Below are 25,075 nucleotides of genomic sequence, written 5' to 3'. Positions count from 1 at the left end.
AGGATTTTGGCAGTCAAGCTCAAATACGGCAGCAGCACCCGTGGTGCATCGGAAGCACCCTTCGGCTATCGCGTCCTGCGCGCGTTCCTCGTCCTGCTGCTTGGCTGCGCTGTGGCCAGCGTTGCGGTCTTCGGCTACTACTACATCCACTACAAGCATGTCGTGGACGACCGTCTGGCCTCCGGCCACCTCTTCGCCAGCGTCTCGCAGATCTATGCCGCACCCAAGCAGGTGCGCGACGGCCAGAAGCTGACCGCCGACGCCATCGCCGCCGACCTGCGCCGTGCCGGTTACAACGTCAACCCGAAGCTCGGCACCTACAACCTGACCGGCGACAGCATCTTCATCAAGCCCGGCCCCGAGAGCTATCATTCGACCGACGGCGCCACCATCAGGACCTCCAGAGGCGTCGTCACCAGCATTACGGCGGAGAACGGCGCGGCGCTCAGCGGCTACGAGCTGGAGCCGCAGCTCATCACCGCACTCTCCGAAGACGCCAACCGCACCAAGCGCCGCATGGTCAGCTACAGCGACATTCCTCCGCGCATGGTGCAGGCCGTCACCGCCATTGAAGATCGCCGCTTCTTCGAGCACTCCGGCGTCGATTACGTCCGCATCGCCAAGTGCGCCGTGCAGGATGTGCTCTCGCACCACATGAGCTGCGGCGGCTCGACCCTGACCCAGCAGCTTGCGCGCGGCTTCTTCCTCTCTCCGGAAAAGCACCTCATCCGCAAAGCCAAGGAAGTCCTCATCACCTTCCAGCTTGAGGCCCGCTTCAGCAAGCAGCAGATCTTCGAGATGTACGCCAACGAGATCAACCTGGGCCAGCGCGGCAGCTACGCCATCAACGGCTTCGGCGAGGCATCCCAGACGTACTTCGGCAAGCCCCTGCGCCAGCTCGACACGGCCCAGTGCGCTCTGCTGGCAGGGATGATCCAGAGCCCCAGCCGCCTGAACCCGTACCGTCATCCCGAGCGCGCGATGGCGCGGCGCAACCTTGTGCTGGACTCGATGGTCGAGACCGGGGCCATCACTGAGCAGGAAGCGACCGTCGCCAAGGCCGAGCCGCTGCACCTCGCACCGCCTAACATCGACGCCAGCGAGGCTCCCTACTTCGTCGATCTCGTCCACGACCAGCTTGTGCAGCGCATCGGCGACCAGGACCTCGCACATCAGAACCTGCGCATCTATACCTCACTCGACCCCGACCTGCAACGCGCCGCTACCGAGGCCGTCGAGGTGGGCATGAAGAGCATCGATGAGCTTGTCCGCAAACTGCACCGCCCGCGCAAAGGCCAGGTCGAGAAGCCGTTCAGCTATCCTCAGGTCGCTCTCATCGCGCTGGATCCGCACACCGGCCAGATCCTGGCACTCGTCGGCGGACGCAACTATGGCGCATCGCAGCTCAACCACGCCATCGCCAAACGCCCCACGGGCTCGACCTTCAAGCCGTTCGTCTATGCCGCCGCCTACAACACCAGCCTCAACGGCACCGCGCTCGGCGACACCGGCGGCGTCTTCACCGCGCTCACCCAGCTCAACGACGACTCGACCACCTTCATGTTCGGCGGCAAGCCCTACACGCCCGGCAACTTCGTCAAGGGCGAGTACCCAGGCATGGTTACGGCGGACACCGCCCTCGTTCACTCGCTGAACATCGCCACCATCTCGCTGGCTCAGATGGTTGGCTTCGGCAATGTGGCTGCGCTGGCACGCTCCGCGGGCCTCACCTCCGTCGAAGGAACACCGTCGGCAGCCATCGGGGCCTATGGTGCGACGCCGCTTGAACTGGCCGGGGCCTACACCGTCTTCGCCAACAACGGCGTTCACCTGACTCCATGGATGCTCGCCTCCGTGCGCAACTCCAACGGCGACATCGTCTCCGACTTTGCGCCGGACGCACGCCAGGTGCTCGACCCGCGCGTCGCCTTCCTCACCCAGTCGATGATGGAAGATGTGATGAACCACGGCACTGGCCTCGCCGCGCGCGCACATGGATTCACGGCCCCAGCCGCAGGCAAGACGGGAACCGAACATGACGCATGGTTCGCCGGCTACACCTCGAACCTGCTCTGCATCGTCTGGGTGGGCAACGACGATTACACCGACCTCAAAATTCAAGGAGCCGACGCGGCGGCGCCCATCTGGGCCGAGTTCATGAACCGTGCCATCAAGCTGCCGCAGTACTCCGACGTGAAATCCTTCACGCCTCCGTCCGGCATCACCGAAGCCACGATCGACAAGACCACCAACCTGCTCGCCAACTCAAGCTGCCCCGACAACACGATGACCGTCGCCTTCCTCGACGGCACTGCCCCGGTCAACACCTGCAGCCAGATGACCGAGAGCCCGCAGAACTTCATCGAAAAGATCTTCGGCATCGGCGGCCACAAGGACAACGCGCAGCCACCGGCTCAGCCACAGTCCGCGCCGCCTGCAACTCCGCACGCGCCCGCTCAGCCGCCCAATCAGGCGCTCCCCGCCGAGCCCGCTCAGCCCGTCCAGCAAAAAAAGAAGAACATCTTCCAGAAGATCTTCGGCGGCGGAGGCAACAAGAACAACCAGCAGCAGCCGCAACAGGAACCGCCTCCGCAGTAAACGCGCCCTCAGGCGTTGCCGCGCTTGCGCACGTGAAGTCCCTTTGCACCCGCCGAGAATCCTGCACCCAGTAAAAGCTTCGACACCCAGTGCTTCGCCGCCGGCGTACCGTTGACGGTCGCAATCAGCATTCCCGCGCGCACGTCTCCCTCCTCGCTCCGCTCGCGCACCTGCTTCACGAGAAATTCGGCCAGTGCGCGCGCCGCCTGCGATCGCAGCGGATCCTCCTCGGGCAGGAACATCTGCACGTTCGGACTCTCTCTGCGTAGATAGGCCACAAGAGCGCCATCGCACAGGATGACCTTTGCCCCAACGCTCCTCGTCAACGAAGCGCCCGCATCCGTTGCGGGCCATGGCAACAGTGCGCCGTAAGGGTTCGCCGGATCGGTTGCCGCCAGTTGCACCATCTCCACGCAGCCCCCGTCGCTCCGCGCACGTCCATCGGCTTTCAAAGACCGTAACAACTCCACGGCGGCAGGCAGAGCGAACTGCGTCGCTCCCAGTTCAGCGACGAAGTACCCCCGCCTTACTTTGCCGCTCTCTTCAAGCGCCTTCATTACGTCGTAGATTGCAGAAAATCCGCCGGGCAGGCCCTCAGCGTGCGCGGTCTCGCGGAACACCACGCCATAGCGCGTTAGCAACTGCTGCGCCATCGCGTGACTCCACGCGGTCGCTGACCGGCCCTCGGCGAACGCTGTCTTCTGTAGAGCCCATCTGCCCTGCGCTGCGGGCGGCGTGGTCCTCCGCGATCGAAACCCCGCCGCGCCCTGCTCATGCTTCCTCCGCGCAGTCCTGCTCGCCTCAGGACGCTCGCAGTAGGCCCGCAGCGCAGCCATGCCATCGTTCGTCACCAGGCCCTTCCAGACCAATGACCAAAGCGCATCCACCGTCTCGCCGGGATACCCGCCGCCAATACTCTCGTGCAGCTCCGCAAAGAACAACGCACCGCGCTCTCGCAAACACGCAATAATAGCGTCTTCCCGCTCACTATTCTCTGCTGCTTGATCACTCGTTCTCGCGTTCCAAAGTACAGGCAGCTTCTCCGCCAGATAAAGCGCAATCCGCCCATCACGCTCGCCAAGCGGATCGAGCCCGCACCACACTACTTCGCCGGCCGCGACCAGCATGTCAAGATCAGCGCCCTTGTATCCCGCTATGCGCGCAGGCAAAATCTCCGTCTCCAGAATGGACGCGGCGAGCGGCGCTCCCTGTAGCGTTTCAATCGCATCCAGCAGCGCATCGAGTCCGCGTCTGGGTTGTACGACTCCCTGCCAGCGCGCAACCAGTCGGGCCAGTGTCCGCTGCTCAAGCGGCTCGACCTCCTTGCGCAACAACGCCAGAGATTTTCTCCGCACCGTACGCAGCACGTCAATATCGCACCACTCCCGATGTACGCCGCCTGGCCGGAAGCCTCCTTCGACCACGCGGCTCGACTGCGCTAGCCGATGCAGCACCGCCTCCACTCGCTCCGCCCCTAGACCAAACCGCGCCGCCGCCTCATGCGACGCGAATGGTCCATGCGTTCGCGCAAACCGCCGCAACAGATCCACCAGCGCCTCCGGAGCGCGCTCCAGAAACGCCGCAGGCAGTCCAGCAGGCAACGCGATCCCAAGCCCATCACGATACCGAGCCGCATCTTCCACCGCAATCAGCCGCGCATCGCCTGCAATCCGCGCCTCCAGCACACGCCGGGCGCGCAGCAGTTTGTCCACACTCTCGGCGACCTCACCGCTTTCGCAACGAGCACACAGTTCATCGCGCGACAGATCTCCCAACCGCAGCAGCAAGTCATGCACGCCGTCTATGTTTCGTGCGCGATAGCCTTCAGCCATGCACTGCAACTGCTGCTCCGTCTCCTGAATCGCATCGGCATCCAGCAGCTCGCGCAGATCGGCATCGCCCATCAGCTCACGGAGTTGTTCCTGGTCAATCGAGAGCGCCTGTGCCCGCCTCTCCGCCAGCGGAGCGTCGCCATCATAGATATAGTTCGCCACGTAGCTGAACAACAGCGCGGACGCAAACGGCGATGGCGTCCGCGAATCCACCGTATGCACCTTGAGCACGCCACTCGTTATCGCATTAAGCGTCTCCATCAGCGCAGGCATGTCGAACACATCGCGCAAGCACTCCCTGTAAGCCTCCAGCACGATCGGAAACGAAGCATACCGGCTCGCAACGCTCAGCAGGTCATACGCGCGCTTTCGCTGCTGCCACAGCGGAGTTCGCCCATCCGCCCGTCGTCTCGGCAGCAGCAATGCGCGTGCCGCACTCTCACGGAACTTCGCCGCGAACAGCGAAGTCGCACCCAACTGCCGCATCACCAACTCCGCAGCCTCGTCCGAGCCCGGCAACAGCGGCGCTACGGCAGGTGGGTCATCCGTGTCGGGAAAGCGCAGCACAAACCCGTCCTCGCTCCACATCGTCTCCACGTCAGGGCCGCCACCCGCATGAATCTTCGCCACCGCAGCCATCGCCCACGGTGCATGAACCCTGCTGCCGAACGGTGTGAGCACGCACACGCGCCAGAAACCAAGCTCGTCTCGTACACGCTCAATCACAACGTTGCGATCATCGGGAACAACAACCGTAGCCAGCGCCTGGTCGCCGAGATACCGCAGCACATTCTCGGCCGCGCCCGGTTGGAGATCGTGCTCCGTCGTCAGCCGCGCCATGGCCGCGCCCTGCGGCATCTCACGCAGCTCGCGCACCAGCGCGCCAATTCTCTTTCCAAATTCCAGCGGACGCCCCGCCCGATCGCCGTGCCAGAACGGCATCTTTCCCGCCTCGCCCGGAGCAGGCGAAACCAGCACGCGGTCGTGCAGTATCTCCTCAATCCGCCACGAAGAGGCACCGAGCGTAAACACCTCGCCAAGCTTGCTCTCAAAGACCATCTCCTCGTCCAGTTCACCCACGCGCACCGGCTTGGCTCTCTCTCCGGCGAGAAATACCCCATACATCCCGCGATCGGGAATCGTTCCCGCATTCAGGATTGCAATGCGCTTGACCCCGCTGCGTGGCGTGATCCAGTTCCGCTCACGGTCCCATGTGATCCTCGGCCGCAACTCCGCAAACTCGTCCGACGGATACAGGCCAGAGAGCATGTCCAGCACGCCATCGAACGCGCCGCGACTAAGCGCCGCAAACGGAGCCGCGCCGCGTACCAGCGCATACAACACTTCGTAACCGATCCCCGGACCGTCGCCGCCCCATCTCGCTTCACCGGCGGGAGCAGGAGGATGCGCCACCACCGCCACCACCTGCTGCGCCAGTACGTCCAGCGGATTGCGCAAATACCGCGTCGCCTCCACATGCCCTTCGTGCATCGCGCGCGTCGCGGCCGCGCATGCAACCAGGTCCGCACGATACTTCGGAAAGATCACTCCGCTCGAAGGCGCGCCCACCTGATGCCCGGCCCGCCCAATCCGCTGCATCCCCGCGGCGACGGAAGGCGGCGCTTCAATCTGCACCACCATGTCCACCGCACCCATGTCGATGCCCAGCTCCAGCGAAGACGTGGCCACCAGCGCCCGAATCTCTCCTGCCTTCAGCAGCGACTCAATCTCCGTGCGCTGCGCGGCCGCCAGCGACCCATGATGCGCACGCGCCACCGGCGTGCCCGCAAGCTCATTCAGCGCACCGGCAAGGCGCTCCGCCGTCCGCCTCGCATTCACAAAGATGAGCGTCGATTTGTGCTCCCGCACAATCTCCAACAGTCGCGGATAAATCGACTGCCAGATCGAAGTCTGCTTCCTGCCCTGTTCGTTTTCGGTCTGCACTGAACGAAGCCGCGCCATGTCCTCGACCGGCACTTCGACTCGCAACTCCAATGCCTTTCGCGCTCCCGCATTCACGATTGCCACAGGACGGAAGTCCAGCGAGTCGTCCTCTTCCCCACTCTCCATACTTCGCTCGCCAGCATCGCCGACACGCTGACTCGTGCCCCCCAGAAACCGCGCTACCTCTTCCAGCGGCCGCTGCGTCGCAGATAATCCAATCCGCCGTAGGCGTCTCCCGGTCAGCGCCTCCAGACGCTCCAGCGACAGAGCCAGATGTGCACCACGTTTCGTCGGAGCCAACGCGTGAATCTCATCCACGATGACCGTCTCGACAGACCGCAACGACTCGCCTGCCTCCGAAGTCAGCAACAGAAACAGGCTCTCCGGCGTCGTAATCAGAATCTCGCCGGGATGCCGCCTGAATCGCGTGCGCTCCTTTGGCGGGGTATCGCCGGTGCGCACGCTGATCTCAGGCACACGCACCGCAATGCCTTCGCGCTGCGCCATCTCGGCGATCCCCATCAGCGGCGCGCGCAGGTTCTTCTCCACATCCACCGCCAGCGCCTTCAGCGGAGACACATACACCACCCGGCATCCCGCCGCCTCGCCGCTCTCTGCGCGCATCATCAGCCGATCGATGCACCACAGAAACGCAGCCAGCGTTTTGCCCGTACCCGTAGGTGCCAGAATCAGCGTAGATTCGCCGCGCGCAATCGCCGGCCAGCCCTCGGTCTGCGGGGACGTCGGCGCGCCAAGCGTTCCCCGGAACCACTTCGCCGTGACCGGATGAAACAGCGCGAGCGCAGCCTCAGCCTCGCTCGTCATGCCGCGCTTCTCCACAGAGCGTGCGCGGGTCTTTTCTCGCATATTGGACGGACCTGGTGGCATCGCTCGCCTGCGTTCTTAGCAGCATAACCGCTCGAACAGGCTTTCGATGCAACTGTGCGCGTCCGCGCCGCAAAATCCGTCAGCTCACCGGGACAGGCCGGTAGCAGTAGCAGTTCGCTGCGAACTCCACCTCGAACAGATTCGTTGAGTCCTCCGCCTGCTCCGCATTGCCCAACACCAGACATCCATCCGACGCCATCTTCCGATGCACCTCTCGGAATACCACCGTCCGGTCCTGCCTTGTGAAGTACAACAACACATTCCGCAGCATCACGAGGTCGAACTGAGGCATCACCGGCAACGGCGCGCATAGATTGACCTGACGAAACTCGCACATCGACTGGATACGTTCGTGGACGATCCATTCCTCGCCATCGCGTTCCAGGTACTTCATTAACATCCGCGCAGGCAGGCCGCGATTCACCTCAAGCCTGCGATAGCGTGCACGCCGCGCATACTCCACCACGTAGCGCGAGATGTCTGTGCCGACAATCTTCACGTCCCATCCCATCGTCGCGGGAAAATGTTCCGCCAGCAGCATCGCCATGCTGTACGCCTCCTGCCCGGTCGAACTGGCCGCGCTCCATATCCGAAGCCTTCGCTGCTCCGCGCGCTGCGCAATCAGGCGTGGAAGAATACTCTCGCGCAGCATCTCGAACGGCTTCAGGTCGCGGAAAAAGCTGGTCTCGTTGATCGTCATCGCTTCGGCGACGGCACGATGCATGTGCGCCTGTCGGTCCGTCTTCAACTGATCGACGAAGTCCTTCAGACTCCGCGCTCCTGCCATGCGCGCAATCGGCGTCAGCTTCGTGTCAAACAACCCGTTCCGCGACGGATCGATTGTGTTTGCAGATTGCGCTTTCACCAACTCGCGCAGATAGGCATAATCCAGCTCATTACATGCCATGCATCACCTCTCGATGTCCTGCCGACACATTCAATGCACACTGCAACGCGCCCGCGTTCACACTACGGCCCGCGCTCACCCGCTGACGCAATGCGTCCGCAATGGCCGTCACGGGCAGTGTTGCGTCCGCAATGCCTGCCTCCGTCACCCTGCCGGGCATCCCCCACACTGCAGAGGTCGCCTCATCCTGCGCCATCACCACGCCGCCGCGCTCATGCACAGAGCGCGCTCCGTCAAGACCATCGGAGCCCATACCCGTCATCACCAGCGCAAGCGCACCGGCCCCATACACCCGCGCAGCCGAGAAAAAAAGATAATCGACCGCGGGCATACAGTGGTTCAGCGGGGCCTGCCGATGCAAATGCACACGACTGCCTCGTGTCGTCTTCTCGCCCAGCATCGTTTTGCGCGGCGCCACTTCCATGTGCGCATCACCGGGAGCCAGCCAGATCAAGCCCGGCCGCACAACCGCACCTTCGTATGCCTCCTGCACACGCAGCGAGCAAGTCTTGTTCAGCCGCTCCGCCAGTGCGCCCGTAAAGAGCTTGGGCATGTGCTGCACAATCAGAATCGGCACAGGAAAATCTGCGGGTAGCTTCGGCAGTGTCTGCTCCAGTGCCGACGGTCCGCCAGTAGATAGTCCAATCACCACGATCTCAATCGGGACCTGTCCACATGGCACTGATGGACGAACTTTCTGCACAGCAGCACCTGGTACGTGCACAACCGTCTTCCCGCCCGCCGCACCCGCAACCTTCGCCAGCGCGGCAATCTTCGGAAGCAACTGCTGCGCCAGCGACACGAGTGCCGCGTTGACATCGCGCTGGCCGCCGGGCTTCATCACATAGTCCACCGCCCCGCGAGCCAGCGCCTCCAGCGTCGAGCGAGCACCGTGCTCAGTGTGCGCGCTGCACATAATCACCGGCAGCCCGGCATTCTCAGCACGAAGACGCTCCAGCACATCAAGCCCGTTCATACGCGGCATCTCCAGATCCAGCACCAGCACGTCCGGAGCAAGCCGCTTCACCGACTCCAGACATTCAACGCCATCCCGCGCCACGCCGCAAAGCATCATCTGCGGCAACTCGCTCGTCGCGTCGTTGCTGTGCTGCTCGAATAGCTTGTGCATGATGCCCCGCATCACGGCCGAGTCATCCGCTGCAAGCACGCGCAGCGGCCTTCCGTTCACGATTCCCATTGCCCGGCATCCTTTGTCGTATCGGTTCAAGCTGCTGCATCAAAGCCGAGCAAAAGCATCTTCTCGCGCAGGCTCTCCGGCGTGAACGGCTTCATCAAAAACTCGTCCGCCCCATTGTTCAAAGCCGTCGAGATGAACGTGTTGTCTGCCTCGGTTGTCACCATCATCACTTTCATCTGCGGGCCCAGATGAGCTTCTCTCAGCGCCTTTACGCACTCAAGCCCATTCATCACCGGCATGTTCACGTCCAGCAACATCAAATCAAACGCCTGCTGCGCGGCCAGCACCGTCAGCGCCTGGCTCCCATTCACCGCCTCTTCGCATGCCACGCCCATCCGGTCCAGCAGGTGCTTCAGATATTCGCGAACAAAACTGGAGTCATCAACAATCAGCGCCCTCATGCATCTCTCCCATTCGTACTCTGCTTGAACAACCCCGTCTCTGTTAGCCGCGACGGCCGCAGCTTCTGCGGATCGAGCTGTACCATCAAACCGGTCTGCATCTTGTAGGCTCCGTCAAACAACCACTTCGCGCGCGCCTCCAGCGTGGTCGGATTCGCCTCCAGCTTGCGTCGGTCCACCGTCACCACGCCGCCCACTTCATCCACCACCAAGCCAAAGCGCTCACCGCCTTCGCCGTCGTCCAGCACCAGCACGCAGCCGGTCTCTGCATGCTCGCCCATGCCTACCAGCGCGCGAAAGTTTACCGTTGTCAGCACCTCGCCTCGATACGGCACAACACCCGCAATCATCGCCGGGGCCAGCGGCACACGTTGCAACTCGCGCTTGCCCAGCACCTCTCGGATCTTTCGCGTATCGATCCCGAAGCTCTCGCCGCCCACGAACAGCGAGCACAGCGACACCGCATCATTCTCATCCTGAATCTGCTCCATCTCTTCCTTGCCTACAATCTTCATGCGACCTCCTGCCACGCCGCAGATCTCGCATCGAAGTCGCGGTGGATCGTCGTCAGCTTCTCTTTCACAATCGCCAACTCCATCCCGCCCATCGCATCGTCCTTGTCGAGCACCGCGCCCGCCGAAACATCGAGCACCCGCCGCACCACCATGCCCATGCGCGTTTTTGAAGCCGTGCCCACTCCACCGCAGATCAGCACGGTAGCCAACACATCGTTGCCGGGACCTTCAGTCTCAAGTTCCGCCAGCACGTTGCCTTCATCGGTCAGCGGCAGCAGCTCGCCGCGATACTGCAACAGTGCCCGTCCGCCTGCGTACTCTACCTGTGCCAGGGGTACGCTCTCGATGCGCTCCACCACGTTCAACGGCACAGCCGTCCGCTCGCGTGCGCGATCTTCAAAGATGAGGAACTGCATCTCATTCTCAGCGTGCGCCTTCACCTCACCCGTCTCCGTCTCATCGACGCGTTCCTCAACCGGCTTTACTCCTGCGCGTGCGGCAGTCGCAGCAATATCCAGAATCAACGCCAGCGTTCCATTGCCCAGCACCGTCGCGCCCGAAAACAACCCAATCTCGCGCAGCACCGCCGAGAGCGGCTTCACCACAATCTCTTCCGGGGCCAGCAGATCGTCCACCACCAACCCGTAGCGGCATCCCTCCGCCTCCAGCACGGCCAGGTAGAACCCGTGCGACTCCTCGCGCGCATTCATCTCCAACCCAAGCAGTCGCCCGAGCCAGACCATCGGTAGCAGCCGCTCCCTCAGCCGGTAGACCTCCGCCGCGCCAATCTTCTCGACCGCCGTCTCGGCTTCACGTCGAGGCACATACACCAGCTCCACCAGCGCGGTCTGTGGCAACGCGAAGCTCTGTCCGCCGCTCCGCACCACCAGCGCCGGAACAATCGCCAGCGTCAGCGGAACGCGCAGCTTCAGCGTCGTTCCCACGCCAACCTTCGACTCCAGCTCGACGCTTCCGCCCACCTTCTCTACGTTCGCGCGAACAACATCCATGCCCACGCCGCGCCCGGAGACCGTCGTCACGGCAGCCGCCGTCGAGAACCCAGGAAGAAAGATCAGTTGCAGCGCCTCGCGCTCCGACATCGACTGTGCCTGTTCCTCCGACACCAGCCCGCGCTCCATCGCCTTCTTCAGCACCTTCTCCATGCTGATGCCTGCGCCGTCGTCGGCAACCTCAATCACCACCGAGCCGCTCTCGTGAAACGCGCGCAGTCGCAGCAGCCCCTCTGCCGGCTTCCCGGCGAGCACGCGATCTGCTGGTGCCTCAATTCCGTGATCCACCGCGTTGCGCACCGCATGGGTCAGTGGGTCTTTAATCGCTTCGAGAAGACTCTTGTCGAGTCCTGTCTCCTGTCCCGAAAACTCTATCCGCACATCGCGCCCGCACGTTCGCGCCAGATCGCGCACCATCCTCGGAAACTTTCCGAAGAGATTGCCCACCGGCTGCATTCGCGCCTGCATCACCGTTTCACGCAGGTCCGCCGTCACGCTATCCAGGCGTCGCGCCAGTTCAGGAAAGTTCGCGGCCTCCATGCCACTCTGCAACATCTGGTTGCGCGTCAACACCAATTCGCCCACCAGATTCATCATCCGGTTCAGCACATCAACGTCGATGCGCAACGTCTTGTCGTTCGAGCCCGCACTCGAAGTCGCGGACGGTGCTGCCGCATGCTTCGCGACCGCGGCCTCCATGTGCGCCTCGCCAACCACACTCAACTCATGGCGCGGCGCTTCTTCCTCTACCTTCGCCGGATCCGCTCCGTTCAACTTCGTCAGTTCGGCAATCAGTTCGCTGTCGTCGTCGCCAGCCCGTGTTCCTTCGCCGCCGGTATCTTCAATCAGCTTCAAGATTGCGCGCAGCCCATCCATCAGCCGCAGCAGTCCGCTGATCAGCTCCGACGTGACGGCCAGCTTGCCTTCGCGCAACGAACCCAGCAGATGCTCGCCCGCATGCGCCAGCTTCTCTAGCCGCTCGAAGCCCAGAAAACCCGTCGTGCCTTTGATCGTGTGCACCGCGCGGAAGATCTCTCCCACCAGCGCACCCGCATCTTCAGGCCGCGACTCAAGCTCAGTCAGGCACCGTTCCATCCGGTCCAGTCCTTCCTGGCTCTCTGCAAGAAACTCTTTGGTCAGGTCATCCACATCCCTCTTATCGGGTGCGGCCACCTAACCATTAGCGGTAACGGGCTTGCCATCCCTGCCCGCGCTTCGGTAGCCTCGCTCACATCATGCTGTCCGCCGCGCAACCGCTCACACCGCAACAAATCACCGATCTTCAACAATGTGCAGCGAAAGCGGCGCACAACGCCTACGCGCCCTACAGCCACTTCCGTGTCGGCGCCGCTGTCCTGCTTTCGGACAGTACCATCGTCACCGGCTGCAATGTTGAGAACGCCTCCTACCGCCTCACCACCTGCGCCGAGCAGAACGCTATCACCTCCGCCGTTGCCCAGCACGGTCCCGCCATCCGCATCCGCGCCATCGCCATCGCCAACCTCAACTCCGCCGCCAGCCAGCCCTGCGGGGCCTGCCGTCAGACCATCCACGAATTCAGCACACCCGACACCGTCATCTATTTCCCCAACGCAGACGGCTCTTTCAGCCACGCCACCATCGCCGAACTTTTGCCCGCTGCCTTTCTACTTAACAAATGACCCAACCTATCATTCATCCCATCGACGTCATCCTCCACAAGCGCGATGGCCTCGTTCTCAACGACGCAGAGATTCAGGCCTTCATCCGCGCCATCGTCGAGCGCACAGCAGAAAACCAACTCGTCACCGATGCACAAATTGCCAGTTTCCTCATGGCCGTCTTCCAGCGCGGCCTCAACCCGCAAGAGCTAGCCACACTCACTCAGGCCATGCGCTACTCCGGCGACACGTTCGACGCAGCGCCGCTCCACACCTTCACCATCGACAAACACTCCACAGGAGGCGTCGGCGACAAGACCTCGCTCCTCATCGCTCCCACGCTCGCCGCCGCAGGTCTCGCGCACCTCACGCCCGCAGGCGTTCCCGGCATCTGCGTCCCCATGATCAGCGGTCGCTCGCTCGGCCACACCGGCGGCACGTTAGATAAGCTCGAAACCATTCCAGGCTTCAACACGCAGCTCAACCTCACGCAGCTCGCAGGCACCCTCCGCAAATGCGGCGCAGCCCTCATCGGCCAGACGCCGCGCATCGTCCCCGCCGACCGCACGCTCTACGCACTGCGCGACCACACCGGCACCGTCGAGTCGCCCTTCCTCATCACTGCCAGCATCATGAGCAAGAAACTCGCCGAAAGCCTCAACGCGCTCGTCCTCGACGTCAAAGTCGGCAGCGGCGCCTTCATGCCGACTTATGAACAATCCAAATTTCTCGCTCAGCTCATGGTGCAGACCGGCGAGTCCTCCGGCACGCGCACCGTCGCCCTGCTTACCAGCATGGATCAGCCCCTCGGCCGCTTCTCCGGCAACTGGGTCGAGGTCTGGGAGTGCATCGACATCATGCAAGGCCAGCGCCATGCAATGTCGCACGACCTCATCGAGATCTCCAACATCCTCTCCGGCTGGATGCTTCATCTCGCAGGCCGCACTACGACGCCCGAAGAAGGCGCGACGCTCGCCGACCAAATCCTCCAATCAGGCGAAGCTTATAAAGCCTGGCTGAAGATCATCGCGGCGCAGGGCGGCGACACGTCCATCTTCCAAAACCCCTCAGCGTTTCATAAGCCCAAAGCCTCGCGCATCCTGAAAGCTGAAACCTCCGGCTACCTCGCCTCCATGGACTGCAAGCAGGTCGGCTGGGCGGTCCAGCGCCTGGGGGCAGGCCGCGCCAAACCCGGCGATCCCGTCAGCGCCCACGCAGGCATCGAGATGCACGCCAAACTCGGCGACAAGCTCGAAGCAGGCCAACCGCTCGCCACCCTCTTCAGCGAAGACCCTGCACTCCTCGACGAGCCCGAACACATGCTCCGCGAGACCCTCGAAATCACCGCCGCACCGCCAGCGTTACAGCCGCTCATCCACGAGATCGTCACGAAAAATTAGAGCCGGGTGCCCCATCTTCGCGACGGTTTTATCGTCGCTAAGGTGGGCCATTTTCGCGGCAGCGAAAATCCCAACGCAGTAAAACCCACCCATGCCGCTCGGGTTCAAACGATTCCAACAGGACGGTGACGCCCCCTTCATCGACTTCAGTTGTCACTGGCGCAACCCCACCTCAGCGCCCTGTCCTCAAAAGACATCTTCCTCGACTCACTCGAACTCACCCGCAGCCGCTATCACCTCGAAGTCCTCTGCTACGTAGTCATGCCTGAGCATGTCCGCATCCTCGTTAGCTAGCCGTCTGAAGAGCCGCTTTCTAAGGCCCTGCAATCCCTGAAACTCTCCGCCTCCAAACGTGGTGTACACGATGTAGTGGTAAGGTTAATCCGCCCCCCTTGGGGATCCTTCTCTTCCGTTGAGGTGCCAATGGAGTCGAGCGTCAAGGCACGTTCTGGTCTAGGCGTCTTCTTTGCGGTTCTGATTGCAGGATCGGCGTATTTTGAGCACAGGATTCTGGTGCTCGGTGGGTCAATCCAGCATCATCTTGGCCTCATCGGCGGGCTTGTATGGTGGGTGACCGTTTCATCGATTGTGGCGAGGCTAGCACTTCGTGAGGGGATCCGCGACGTCTCCTTCCGCTGGGGTGGGACGGCTGGGACACGCGCCGTCGCGGTCGCTACCGCAATGCCTCTCTTCGTAGGATTCGCGGCCTATGGAATCGCTTGGAGCACGGGCTTGGCGAGCTTCCAAGCCCCCGTCCTTCCGGGCGCTCCTTTTGGAATGCATTTTGCGCCTGCTCACGGCGCGTCCATGAGATTCTTCCAGTCTCTCGGAATCATGTTGCTGTTCGGCGCGCTACAGGATTTCAAGTACGCCGCGGGCGAAGAGATTGGCTGGCGCGGCTACATGCTGACGCGATTAGTCGATGCCAAAATCCCCGCGCCCATCCTGATCAGCGGGCTGGTGTGGGGCCTTTGGCACGCACCGTTGATCGTGAGCGGCCAGTATGCTTCCGGACCGCACCCATTTTTGTCAGTCTGTCTCTTTATTGTCGGCATTGTGGCAGCCGGTTATGTCTTCGCGTGGCTTCGGCTTTCTTCGGGAAGCATTTGGCCCTGTATCTGGGCGCACGGAGCATGGAACGCGATCATCCAGGGTGCGTTTGACAGGTCGACCGCCGGCCCGAGCTTGTGGGTCGGTGAATCGGGCGTGCTCACGGCAAGCATGCTCGTCCTCTTTGCAGTTGTACTGTACAAATTGTGGCCAGTAACACAGTGCGCCTCAATGTCACGTTTGTTCAAACCTTTGCCTCAGCAATAGCTGGCGGGTGGGCCACCTCTGACGTTGTCACCACACTCGGGTGCCCCACCTTCGCGACGGTTTTATCGTCGCAAAGGTGGGCCATTTTCGCGGCTGCGAAAATCCCGACACTCTCCATCCCGAGAAAACGGATCGCGCCCCGCACGATTACCCACTTTAGGCGCGATAAAGCTACACCGAAGACGAAACCCTCCTCAACGAACCAGAACACATGCTCCGCGAAACCCTGCACATCTCCGCCACCGCGCCGCTCATCGGGCCCCTCATCCGCGAAGTCGTCGCCAAAAAATAAAGCCGCTATCCAGCCCGGCGGCCGCTTCCTCCAGTACACTTCCCTTTTACAACTACTTGCCTTTCGCCGGAGCGCGCCTTGGCCAGATTCACCGGAGTTCTCGGTCTCATCACCTTCATCGCAATCGCCTACGCCTTCTCCACCAACCGCCGCGCCATCCGCTGGCGCACCGTCGCCTGGGGACTCGGCCTGCAATTTGTCTTCGCGCTCATCGTGCTGAAATCTTCCATCGGCCAGCGCCTGCTTCAAATGGCCGGCAGCGGCGTCAACAAACTGCTCGAAAACTCCGTCGCAGGTTCCGAGATGGTCTTCGGCCCGCTCGGCGGCAACAACTCCGCCGTCGCCGTCTTCGCCTTCCGCGTGCTGCCGACCATCATCTTCATCTCTGCATTCTTCGCCATTCTTTATCACATCGGCTTCATGCAACTCGTCATCCGCGCCTTCGCCTGGGTCATGCAGAAGACCATGGGCATCTCCGGCGCCGAGTCTACCAACGTCGCCGCCAGCATCTTCATGGGCCAGACCGAAGCCCCGCTCACCATCCGCCCCTTCCTCAACGGAGCCACCTACTCCGAGCTGATGACCATCATGACCAGCGGCATGGCGCACGTCTCCGGCGGAATCATGGCCGCGTACATTGCCTACGGCATCCACGCATCCGACCTGCTCGCCGCCGTCATCATGACCGCGCCCGGCACCATCCTCGTCGCCAAGATGCTCGTACCCGAGACCGAAACGCCCGCGACGCAAGGCATCGTGAAGATGCCCGAATCCGAGGACCAGAAGCACGAAAACCTGCTCGACTCCATCACGCGCGGCACCATCGACGGAGGCTCGCTCGCCTTCAACGTCGCCATCATGCTCATCAGCTTCCTCGCGCTCGTCAGCCTCATCAACGGCGTCTTCGGCGGAGTCCACAACCTGCTCGCGCCGCACCATATTCCCTTCCCCACCAGCCTGAACGCCGTCCTCGGCTTCTTCTTCGCTCCCGTCGCCTGGCTCATCGGAATCCCGTGGCACGAAGCGAAGACCGTCGGCAACCTGCTCGGCACACGCACCGTCATCAACGAGCTGGTCGCCTACACCGACCTCGGCGCGCAGAAGGCTATCCTCTCGGCCCGCAGCTTCACCATCACCACGTTCGCGCTCTGCGGCTTCGCCAACCTCAGCTCCATCGGCATCCAGATCGGCGGCATCGGCGCACTCGCTCCCGAGCGCCGAGGCGACCTCGCCCGCCTCGGCTTCCGCGCCATGCTCGCCGGAACGATGGCCAACTTCATGTCCGCCAGCATCGTGTCACTGCTCATCCGCTGACTCTCACGCCTGTCCGTACAAACGAAAATAACCTCTTGACAAAGAGTACTCTACGTTATAGAGTTCTCTGTATTGGGACACGATTCCGATCCAGTAAGGAGCACCACCATGAGCGAGACCGATAACATGAATGTTCAAGAGCGCCTTTACTTCATCGAGTCGATGATCCAGGAGGGTCGCAAGTGCACCGACTATTGGGGCTGGACGTTTCTCCTCTGGGGAGTCGGCTACCTGATCGCCATCGGCTGGACCTACTTGCTGCCGCATCCGCAATATGCCTGGCCCATCGTGATGATCGCAACTGCCGTGGCCAGTGTATGGATCGCGCGATGGAAGCACAGGCATCATCCTCAGCCGAAGACTACGCAGAGCCGTGCGCTCACCGGCATCTGGAGCGCGACCGGAATCGCCATCTTCATCTTTGCCTTCTCCGGAGCACTCAGCGGCCACGGCGAACCTCATCTCTTCCTTGCCGGAATCGAGATATTCATCGGCCTCGCCAACGCCGCCAGCGCCGTCACCCTGCGCTGGCGTCCACAGTTTCTCGTGGCGCTGGTCTGGTGGGCCGCCGGAGTCGCATCGTGCATGGTCTCCGTCGAACACCTGATCCCCGTACTCATCGTAGCGACGCTGATCGGCGACATCGGATTCGGCCTCTACCTCATGCGCCGCGAGACCATCGGACGCCCACGGCAGGTGAGCCATGCCTGAGCTGCCGGAGCTTGACCCCATCATTCACGGCAAGCTGCGCCTCGCTCTCCTCTCCCTGCTCTCCTCCGTCAATGAGGCCGAGTTCAGTTGGCTGCGACAGAAGACAGGCTCCACTGACGGAAACCTCGGCGCCCATCTGCTCAAGCTCGAAGAAGCAGGATACGTTGCCGTGAAGAAAAGATTCATCGCGCGCAAACCGGTGACGCATTACCGAATGACCGAACGCGGGCGCACCGCACTCGTCGGCTACGTGCAAGCCCTGCGCCAGCTTCTCGGAGACGCGCTGGAGTCGTGACTTCGGCCGACGTTGGCTTCGAATAGCAAGCTATGACATTCTTTGTTACTCTCGCCTCAGTCTCAGGAGGCCGCCATGGATGTCTCCCTCACACCCGAACTTGAAAAAGCGGTTCTGGACTGTGGCCGGGTATGTCATCGCCTATCGTGACACGCCGAAACCTCTCACCATCATCGCAGCCCTCCACGGCTCCCGCGACATTCATTCTTTCCTCAAAGACCGCATCTAACCTCTGACGCCATGACCGACCAATACGCCAAAGCCACCGCCGCCGCCGACCACATCCGTACCCACACCCCGCTGCAGCCGGCGCTCGGCATCATCCTAGGCTCCGGCCTCGGCAACTTCGCCTCGCAGGTCGAGCAGGCCGTCACGATCCCCTACGCCGAGATTCCGCACTTCCCTCAATCCACTGTCGCGGGCCACTCAGGCAAGCTCATTCTCGGCACCATCGCAGGAGTCCCCGTAGCCGTCATGCAAGGCCGCGTCCACGCCTACGAAGGCTATTCGATGGAGCAGGTCACGTTTCCCGCGCGCGTGCTCGGCCTGCTCGGCGTGCGTAAGCTCCTCGTCACCAACGCCGCCGGAGGCATCAACCCGCGCTACGGCCAGGGAGCCATCGTCGCCATCTCCGACCACATCAACCTCACCGGAACCAACGCCGCGCTCGGTCCCAACGAGCCCCGCTTCGCCGTCGCGCCCGGAGCAGGCCAGCGGTTCTTCGACATGTCCGCCGCCTACTCCCCCGCGCTGCGCAAGCTCGCCATCGACGAAGCCGCCCGCCAGGGCTGGATGCTCAACGAAGGCGTCTACCTCGCCGTCCTCGGCCCCAGCTACGAAACGCCAGCCGAAATCCGCGCCTTCCGCACCCTCGGCGCCGACCTCGTCGGCATGTCCACCGTGCATGAGGTCATCGCCGCGCGCCACATGGGCATCGAAGTCCTCGGCCTCTCCGTCGTCACCAACATGGCCGCCGGAGTCCTCGACCAACCGATCAACCACGAAGAGGTCATGGAGATCGGCCGCCGCATCGAAGGCCAGTTCACCCACCTCCTCACCGCCCTCATCCCGCAACTGTAACGTCGCCCTTCACTCCCCCACCAGCACACGTCATCTCGACGCATCTTCATCCTGCGAAGCGGAACTTGTTGTCATTTCCGAAGGAAATCTGCGTTTCGCTTCGGGTGCACCGAACTACAGTTTCAAGGAATCCGCCTTTATCCGCGTCAATCCGTGCAATCGACGGTCGGCTTCTTCTCGCCGCCAACGCCCCGCTCTGTCAACTCCACCACCGCAACCCGCGCCTCGGCTGCAGCCAGCTTGCGATGCAGTTCATCGCCTGAAAACCGGATCGGCCCATCCGCAAACTGCATCTCTACCCTCACCCCGCGCAGCCCCAGCAACCGGAAGACATGCGGCACCAGCTTCGCACTTCCCCAGTAGCACACGTCGTGCCCCACAGAAATATCCGCGCCGTTGTCCTCCGTCAGGCGGTAGCGCACGGAGGCGGCCGTCACCGGCGCGCCGCACATCAACGCCTGCGCCAGCAGCCCGCTGTGAAACTTCATCACCGTACTCCCGTCACTGGTCGTGCCTTCGGGAAAAAACACCACCGGCAATCCTGCATCCATCGCCGCCTGCATCCCGCCTCTCGCCCGCATGGCAGACCCGCCATGCCCGCGCGCGACAAATACCGTCCCGGTCATCGTCGCCATCCACCCCACCACCGGCCACGACTCCATCTCCGCCTTCGCCACAAACACGCACGGCGCAATCGACGCAAACGCCACAATATCCAGGTACCCCAGGTGGTTCGAGATCACCGCACCGCGCGTCGGATACGCACCCTCCACGCTGACCTCAATCTCCAGCCGCCTCAGTGCGCGCGCAGCAAATCGGTGCAGCCAATCCGCCCGCGCAGCGCGCGTCTGCGGACGCTTCACCACCAGCTCCGCGCTGGCCCCGACGAACATTCCCGCCAGCACCGCGCTCCGCCACATCGACCGAAGCAGCGACCGAAGCAGACTCACCGGCTGAGGCCCTCATCTCGCATCCAACACATTCCTCGCAGAGCAGTCTATCCTGTCAGGAGTGCACACGAGCAGCCCAACCGTCATCGAGCAGCCCGCGCCAGTCCATCACAACCGGCTCTACCGCCGCGTCGTCCTGCCCATCCTCGCGCTGCTGCGCATGGGAGCGTCCCCGCGCAAACTTGCCTGGAGCATCGCGCTCGGCCTGCTCATCGGCATCAACCCCGTCCTCGGCACCACCACCGTATTCTGCCTCACGGCCGCATTTCTTCTGCGTCTCAATCTCGTCGCGTCGCAACTCGCCAACCACATCGTCTACCCGCTCGAACTTCTTCTGTTCATTCCGTTCATCCACTTCGCCAGCCGCGTCTTTCACATCGCACCCATCCCGTTCTCGGCAGCGCAGGTCTTTCACATCGCCCGTGAACACCCACTCGCACTCATCCGCCAGATCTGGCAATGGGAGTGGCACGCACTGATACTCTGGGCCGTCGTCGCGTCCATCGCCATCCCTGTCATCGCGCTGGCCCTCACTCCACTGCTCCGCAAGCTCCTCGTCCGCGTCGAGCACCACGAGTACCCCATCCTCCACCACCCACGCCACAACGCTTAAATTGCATCTCCATTCCGAACCCCGAGCGAAGCTGAAGGGAAGGAACCTGATCTTCAGTTCCCCGCCACGCTCTTCCGCGTCGTCGCGACCGCGCCGTGAAACTCCTCCACCGGGTCGGCGCTCCGCAACCATGCCGTATAAATCATGTCACGCAGCTCAATCGCTCCCGCGGCCAGCCGCTCATCGGCAAACGCCTTCCCCTCGGGAGTCCCCTCACCCGCAAACCCGCCCGCCTTCTCAAGTTGATACGTCTTCTCCACCAGCGCATTCGAGTGCCGCAGATACGCCATATAGTCTGCCCACTCATCGTCCAGCTCCTTCACCGGAGCAACCGCCACCAGCGGAGCCACATCGTCCTGCGTCACATTCGCATGGACAAACGTGCTCTCAAACAGCGAGTGGATCGTGTGCTCCGTCGTATATCCATTCGGATTCGGCCCCTTCCATCCGTTGTACTGAATCGTCGTATGCAGCGGCATCGAACCGTCGCCCACATAGTGCCCCAGCCATGCCGCATAAAACGTAATCGCCAACTCAGCCGGCTTCGTATCATCATTCGCAGCCACCAGCTTGCGATATTCGCGGAACCCGACCTTCAGCCGCTCGTACACCTCTTCCACCTGCCACGGCTGCATCCCAACTTTGTCCGGAGTCAGCGCCAGTTCAGGATGCGCTGCCTGCTTCTCGGACAGTTCGCGGATGAACACATACCGCTGCTTCGGCAGCGTCCCCACCATGTCAGCGAGTTCCAGGTCGATGAAGTGGTCTGGCGCCTGCTCCGCATTCAACTCTGCCTCGGCGCGGTTTCGCCACCTGTCCGGCTCCGGCCCCAGATACTCCATCGCATCCAGCGCGCCGCCGCTGCGCAGAAACGCAGGCACATCGTGCGGCAGATACTCCGCCGCCAACCTGTTAATCAAGTTGTGCCCATCGCTGCCCCACGCAAAACCCTGCTGGACCATCACCAATGGCAGCAAAGCCACCGCCGCCGCAAACCGCACCACACCCGTCGCTCTCATCATGCCCAGCAGTATATCGAGTGATCAAGGCTTAGGGATGAGGGATTAGGGCGTAGGGATTAGGGATCAGAAAAGCACGTGTACTGCGACCCTGCCATCTCTTGCTCGTCATTCTGAGCGAAGCGAAGAATCCCCGTATTTCGCTCGTAGCCGTACTCTCCTTCGTGCCAGAACTGATCCCTAATCCCTACGCCCTAATCCCTAAGCCCTAATCCCTGCCTTCAAACCACCACTGCCGCCCCGTCCACCGCCATCGTCCCAAACACTCGCCGATACCGCTCCACCTCGCTCGGCAGCCCCGTCGCCTTCCGCGCATTGTCGCTCAGCTTCACCGCAGGCCGTCCCTCCACAGTCATCAGCTTGCACACCAGACTAATCGGCTCGAAGTCATGCTTACCCCTCGGATGGCATCCGCGAAAATCATTCGTCACCAGCGTCCCCCACCCCGCGCTGAACCGAATCCTCCCCGCAAAGTACTCGTGCAGCCGCAGAATGTCCTCCACATCCAAACCATCCGAAGCAATCAGCCTCTTCCGCCGCGCATCGCGCCCACGCTTCAACAGCCAGGCAATATATTCGTCACCCGCCACAAACGGGTCCTTCGAGTCGCACCGCTGCCCCGTCCAGTCCGCCACCCACTCCGGCGCGCCCTCCAGAAACTGCGTCGTCCCAAACGTGTCCGGCAGCAGAATCAGCAGTTCACCGCCATAGCTCTTCTGCCAAAGCTCCAGCACGCGATACTGCGAAGCGCGCAGTTCTTCATCGCTGTTCGCCAACGCAGCCAGAGCCATCGGCAACTCGTGCGCGTTCGTGCCCATCGCCTCCAGGTCGTGCTTGTATGCCAGAAACGTATTCGACGTGCCCGCCAGCCCCTTGCCCAGCGCGCCGCGCATCGCCTCCACCACATACTCCTGCCACAAAAAACTATGCCGCCGTCTCGTGCCAAACTCCGAGATCGACAGTCCCTCCACCCCGCGCAGCCGTTCAATCTTGTCCCACAACTTCGTCTTCGCCCGCGCATACAGAACGTCCAGTTCCATCTCATTCAACGTGCTCAGCGCCGCGCGCGTCTTCATCTCGCTCACCAGCGCCAGCCCATAGATCTCCCACATCGTCACCTCGGTCCAAAGCCCGCTGAAACGCAGCACGATCTGTCCATCGCGCTCGGTGACGTCGTAATCCGAGAGCCGAAAGTCCTGCTCCAGCCACTCCAGAAACGCCGGCTCAAAGATGCTCCGCGTGCCATAAAACGTATTGCCCGCCAGCCAGATCAGCTCCGACCTGCGAAACCTGAGTCCCCGCACATGCTCCATCTGCTCCACCAGCGCAGCAGCCGGAATATGCTCCGCCAGCCGAACCGCCACCGTCCGATTCGTCACCTCCGAAGTCACATGAATCCCCGAAAAGTTCTTCCAGATAAACTGCAACATCAGCAGCTTGTAGAAGTCCGTATCCAGCAGCGACCGCACAATCGGGTCCAGCTTCCAGTTATGGTTATGCGCCCGCTCCGCAAAGTTCACATTCACAGATCACCTCACCCAACCCACATTTTGTATTTCCATTCCGTAGCACCCTTTGCATTTCCATTCCGTAGCGAAGCGGAGGAATCTGCTTTCTCTTGGACAACCGCAAACGCCCGAGTGCCCCATCCATCGCGTTTTTTGCGATGGGTGGGAACGCACACTCTCGCCCAGCCAGCTTCTCACGAACGCACTTCCCGCACCTGTCGATTCTCGAACGCCCTGCCCGCCAGCAACCGGAACTCCAGCCGCTTTCCCCGTCGCACGTGATACACCAGCGTCGGCCTGAAGCACACCACGCACGTCCCTCCCTCATGCCGCACGCTCGGGTAAACAATCCCATTCGCCTGCCGCGCCATCAACTCCGCCGCAAGCTGCTGCCCGGCCGCATAGCACTCCGGAACCGGTCCCGCCTTCAGATACCGCCGAAACCTCACCCCGCGCAGGTCATGCATCTCCGCCGCAAAGTCGGCCAGGTAGTCGTCATACGTCACAACTTCTTCTGCGGCCCAGTCAATCTCCTCCAGCTCGCGCAGCCTGTGAAACACAACCTCGCTCACCGAGGTCTCCTGCTCCACAGCGCAATACCAGGCTCCGCGCGCGCTCGAATTAAACCGCCCGCCCCCGGGCCCCGCATGAGTAAACGCCGCATTCACAATATGCGCATACCGCACGCCGAAGAGCAGCTCATGCACGCCGATCCCCGGCAGCAGCCCCTCCTCGCCCAGCAGCCGGTCATTCGTCGCGCCATCCAGCTCCATCAGGTCGTGGAGCACGGCCTCATCTTCCGTCAGCCGGGACAACACCGTCCCACTCTCCGAGTACTTCGACGGAATCAGCCGATGCGTCCCTGCGAGTTGCAGTTCAATCACCGGCGGCGTCACTGCGCACCGCGCCGCGCATCCAGCAACTGCCTCACATGCAGCATTCCCGGCTGCCCGCGCTGAATCACGTACTCCAGCGGCGACACGCCCCGAAACATCGGGTTCTTATTCGGCAGCGTCATCCACGCATCCGCCAGCGCCGGACTATAGAGAATGTTCAGGGCCTTGAATATCCCCACCAGCAGCGAAATTCGCGTCAGCGTGTCCTGATCAAGCGTCCGATGCTTCGTCTCCTTCTTCAACCCGTAGTACGAACCTGAAGAAATCCCCCCCAGCAACTGCCGCGCATCCGGGTCCTTCACGCCCCACTTCGCCATGATGCGCAGAAACCCCTTGATCGCCGCCGGGCTCAGCCGCACCCGCGTCCGCGCATCAGACAGGTCCGGAGAAACATCCAGCGCATACCCAACCACATTCGGAAGCACCAGCGCCGCAGCCATGTTGCCCTCCAATCTTGAATCATTATCTCATCATATTTGATAACCCACCACAAACCTCTGCCCTTGGCAACTGCCAGGCTTTTGCATTTCCATTCCGCAGCGGAGCAATCTGCTGTCCCTCGGCGACCTCATCCCATATCCATCCAGTCCGCCGATTTCCACACCCGAACCCTTGACACACCTGATAGTCTTAAATCAAGCAGGATCGAAGCCCGGAGCCAATCCGGGCTTTTCTCTTTGGCCCTTAAAGTGCGCAGATAGTCCAAACCTAAGTCCAATGTTTGAAGGACTTTGAGTACTTAAGTAG

21 protein-coding genes and 1 pseudogene are annotated in these 25,075 nt (G+C 62.1%); 11 read left to right on the top strand and 11 right to left on the bottom strand.

All coding sequences use genetic code 11. The features are described from left to right. Window positions 1–6 precede the first annotated feature (6 nt). A complete protein-coding gene (locus tag VFU66_RS11450; RefSeq protein WP_326446388.1) occupies window positions 7–2,598 on the top strand; it encodes a transglycosylase domain-containing protein in 2,592 nt (863 codons plus the stop codon). Window positions 2,599–2,606: 8 nt separating this feature from the next. Here the strand turns inward: VFU66_RS11450 and VFU66_RS11445 are convergent, their stop codons facing one another. From VFU66_RS11445 to VFU66_RS11420, 6 genes are all read right to left on the bottom strand, one after another. Continuing rightward, complete coding sequence (locus VFU66_RS11445) at window positions 2,607–7,241, bottom strand: Lhr family helicase (RefSeq protein ID WP_326446387.1); 4,635 nt, start codon at window positions 7,239–7,241, stop codon at window positions 2,607–2,609. A gap of 100 nt (window positions 7,242–7,341) precedes the next feature. Further along, complete coding sequence (locus VFU66_RS11440; protein ID WP_326446386.1) at window positions 7,342–8,169, bottom strand: CheR family methyltransferase; 828 nt, start codon at window positions 8,167–8,169, stop codon at window positions 7,342–7,344. Then, entirely contained in the window at window positions 8,159–9,367 is a 1,209-nt protein-coding gene (gene cheB, locus VFU66_RS11435; protein ID WP_326446385.1) for a chemotaxis-specific protein-glutamate methyltransferase CheB, read from the bottom strand. The genes VFU66_RS11440 and cheB overlap by 11 nt, the downstream gene beginning before the upstream one ends. Before the next feature lie 26 nt (window positions 9,368–9,393). Further along, window positions 9,394–9,768 (bottom strand): response regulator, encoded by a 375-nt coding sequence (locus tag VFU66_RS11430; protein ID WP_326446384.1) that lies wholly within the window; start codon window positions 9,766–9,768, stop codon window positions 9,394–9,396. Continuing rightward, complete coding sequence (locus VFU66_RS11425; protein ID WP_326446383.1) at window positions 9,765–10,283, bottom strand: chemotaxis protein CheW; 519 nt, start codon at window positions 10,281–10,283, stop codon at window positions 9,765–9,767. The genes VFU66_RS11430 and VFU66_RS11425 overlap by 4 nt, the downstream gene beginning before the upstream one ends. Then, a complete protein-coding gene (locus tag VFU66_RS11420) occupies window positions 10,280–12,442 on the bottom strand; it encodes a chemotaxis protein CheA (RefSeq protein WP_326446382.1) in 2,163 nt (720 codons plus the stop codon). The genes VFU66_RS11425 and VFU66_RS11420 overlap by 4 nt, the downstream gene beginning before the upstream one ends. An 86-nt stretch (window positions 12,443–12,528) precedes the next feature. Here VFU66_RS11420 and cdd point away from each other — a divergent pair, with 86 nt between their 5' ends. The 9 genes and pseudogenes from cdd to VFU66_RS11375 all read left to right on the top strand — a co-directional run bounded on the left by cdd (window position 12,529) and on the right by VFU66_RS11375 (window position 19,342). Further along, the gene (gene cdd, locus VFU66_RS11415) at window positions 12,529–12,954 is read left to right on the top strand and encodes a cytidine deaminase (protein ID WP_326446381.1); all 426 of its coding nucleotides are present in this window, start codon (window positions 12,529–12,531) and stop codon (window positions 12,952–12,954) included. Further along, on the top strand, window positions 12,951–14,333 hold the full coding sequence (locus tag VFU66_RS11410; RefSeq protein WP_326446380.1) for a thymidine phosphorylase: 1,383 nt from the start codon (window positions 12,951–12,953) through the stop codon (window positions 14,331–14,333). Before cdd ends, VFU66_RS11410 begins: the two co-directional genes overlap by 4 nt. Window positions 14,334–14,483: 150 nt before the next feature. Beyond that, entirely contained in the window at window positions 14,484–14,627 is a 144-nt protein-coding gene (locus tag VFU66_RS11405; protein ID WP_326446379.1) for a hypothetical protein, read from the top strand. A gap of 129 nt (window positions 14,628–14,756) precedes the next feature. Next, a complete protein-coding gene (locus tag VFU66_RS11400; RefSeq protein WP_326446378.1) occupies window positions 14,757–15,650 on the top strand; it encodes a CPBP family intramembrane glutamic endopeptidase in 894 nt (297 codons plus the stop codon). Between the two features lie 370 nt (window positions 15,651–16,020). Next, window positions 16,021–17,178 (top strand): annotated as a pseudogene (locus VFU66_RS11395) (NupC/NupG family nucleoside CNT transporter); the annotation flags it as partial. A 186-nt stretch (window positions 17,179–17,364) separates the two neighbouring features. Further along, complete coding sequence (locus tag VFU66_RS11390; protein WP_326446376.1) at window positions 17,365–17,967, top strand: hypothetical protein; 603 nt, start codon at window positions 17,365–17,367, stop codon at window positions 17,965–17,967. Further along, window positions 17,960–18,262 (top strand): winged helix-turn-helix domain-containing protein, encoded by a 303-nt coding sequence (locus tag VFU66_RS11385; protein WP_326446375.1) that lies wholly within the window; start codon window positions 17,960–17,962, stop codon window positions 18,260–18,262. The genes VFU66_RS11390 and VFU66_RS11385 overlap by 8 nt, the downstream gene beginning before the upstream one ends. A gap of 79 nt (window positions 18,263–18,341) precedes the next feature. Continuing rightward, window positions 18,342–18,491 carry a hypothetical protein gene (locus VFU66_RS11380; RefSeq protein ID WP_326446374.1) on the top strand — a complete coding sequence of 50 codons (150 nt, stop codon included), beginning with the start codon at window positions 18,342–18,344 and terminating at the stop codon, window positions 18,489–18,491. A gap of 11 nt (window positions 18,492–18,502) precedes the next feature. Next, window positions 18,503–19,342 (top strand): purine-nucleoside phosphorylase, encoded by an 840-nt coding sequence (locus VFU66_RS11375; RefSeq protein ID WP_326446373.1) that lies wholly within the window; start codon window positions 18,503–18,505, stop codon window positions 19,340–19,342. 146 nt (window positions 19,343–19,488) lie between these two features. Here VFU66_RS11375 and VFU66_RS11370 read toward each other — a convergent pair whose 3' ends face one another. Beyond that, window positions 19,489–20,292, bottom strand: coding sequence for a lysophospholipid acyltransferase family protein (locus VFU66_RS11370; RefSeq protein WP_326446372.1), 804 nt, complete (start codon window positions 20,290–20,292; stop codon window positions 19,489–19,491). A gap of 61 nt (window positions 20,293–20,353) precedes the next feature. Here VFU66_RS11370 and VFU66_RS11365 point away from each other — a divergent pair, with 61 nt between their 5' ends. After that, window positions 20,354–20,905 carry a DUF2062 domain-containing protein gene (locus VFU66_RS11365; protein ID WP_326446371.1) on the top strand — a complete coding sequence of 184 codons (552 nt, stop codon included), beginning with the start codon at window positions 20,354–20,356 and terminating at the stop codon, window positions 20,903–20,905. Window positions 20,906–20,958: 53 nt separating this feature from the next. Here the strand turns inward: VFU66_RS11365 and VFU66_RS11360 are convergent, their stop codons facing one another. The 4 genes from VFU66_RS11360 to VFU66_RS11345 form a co-directional block, all read right to left on the bottom strand. Further along, window positions 20,959–21,927, bottom strand: coding sequence for a S1/P1 nuclease (locus VFU66_RS11360; RefSeq protein WP_326446370.1), 969 nt, complete (start codon window positions 21,925–21,927; stop codon window positions 20,959–20,961). A gap of 218 nt (window positions 21,928–22,145) precedes the next feature. Continuing rightward, window positions 22,146–23,450 (bottom strand): nicotinate phosphoribosyltransferase, encoded by a 1,305-nt coding sequence (gene pncB / locus VFU66_RS11355; protein ID WP_326446369.1) that lies wholly within the window; start codon window positions 23,448–23,450, stop codon window positions 22,146–22,148. Window positions 23,451–23,626: 176 nt separating this feature from the next. After that, window positions 23,627–24,316, bottom strand: coding sequence for an RES family NAD+ phosphorylase (locus VFU66_RS11350; protein ID WP_326446368.1), 690 nt, complete (start codon window positions 24,314–24,316; stop codon window positions 23,627–23,629). Between the two features lie 8 nt (window positions 24,317–24,324). Continuing rightward, window positions 24,325–24,768 (bottom strand): MbcA/ParS/Xre antitoxin family protein, encoded by a 444-nt coding sequence (locus VFU66_RS11345; RefSeq protein WP_326446367.1) that lies wholly within the window; start codon window positions 24,766–24,768, stop codon window positions 24,325–24,327. Window positions 24,769–25,075: the final 307 nt, after the last annotated feature.

This window comes from Edaphobacter sp. (assembly GCF_035763405.1).
In the GTDB taxonomy this organism is placed as follows: domain Bacteria; phylum Acidobacteriota; class Terriglobia; order Terriglobales; family Acidobacteriaceae; genus Edaphobacter.
The sequence above is the reverse complement of the archived record's forward strand: the minus strand, read 5'-3'. Positions and strand labels throughout refer to the sequence as shown.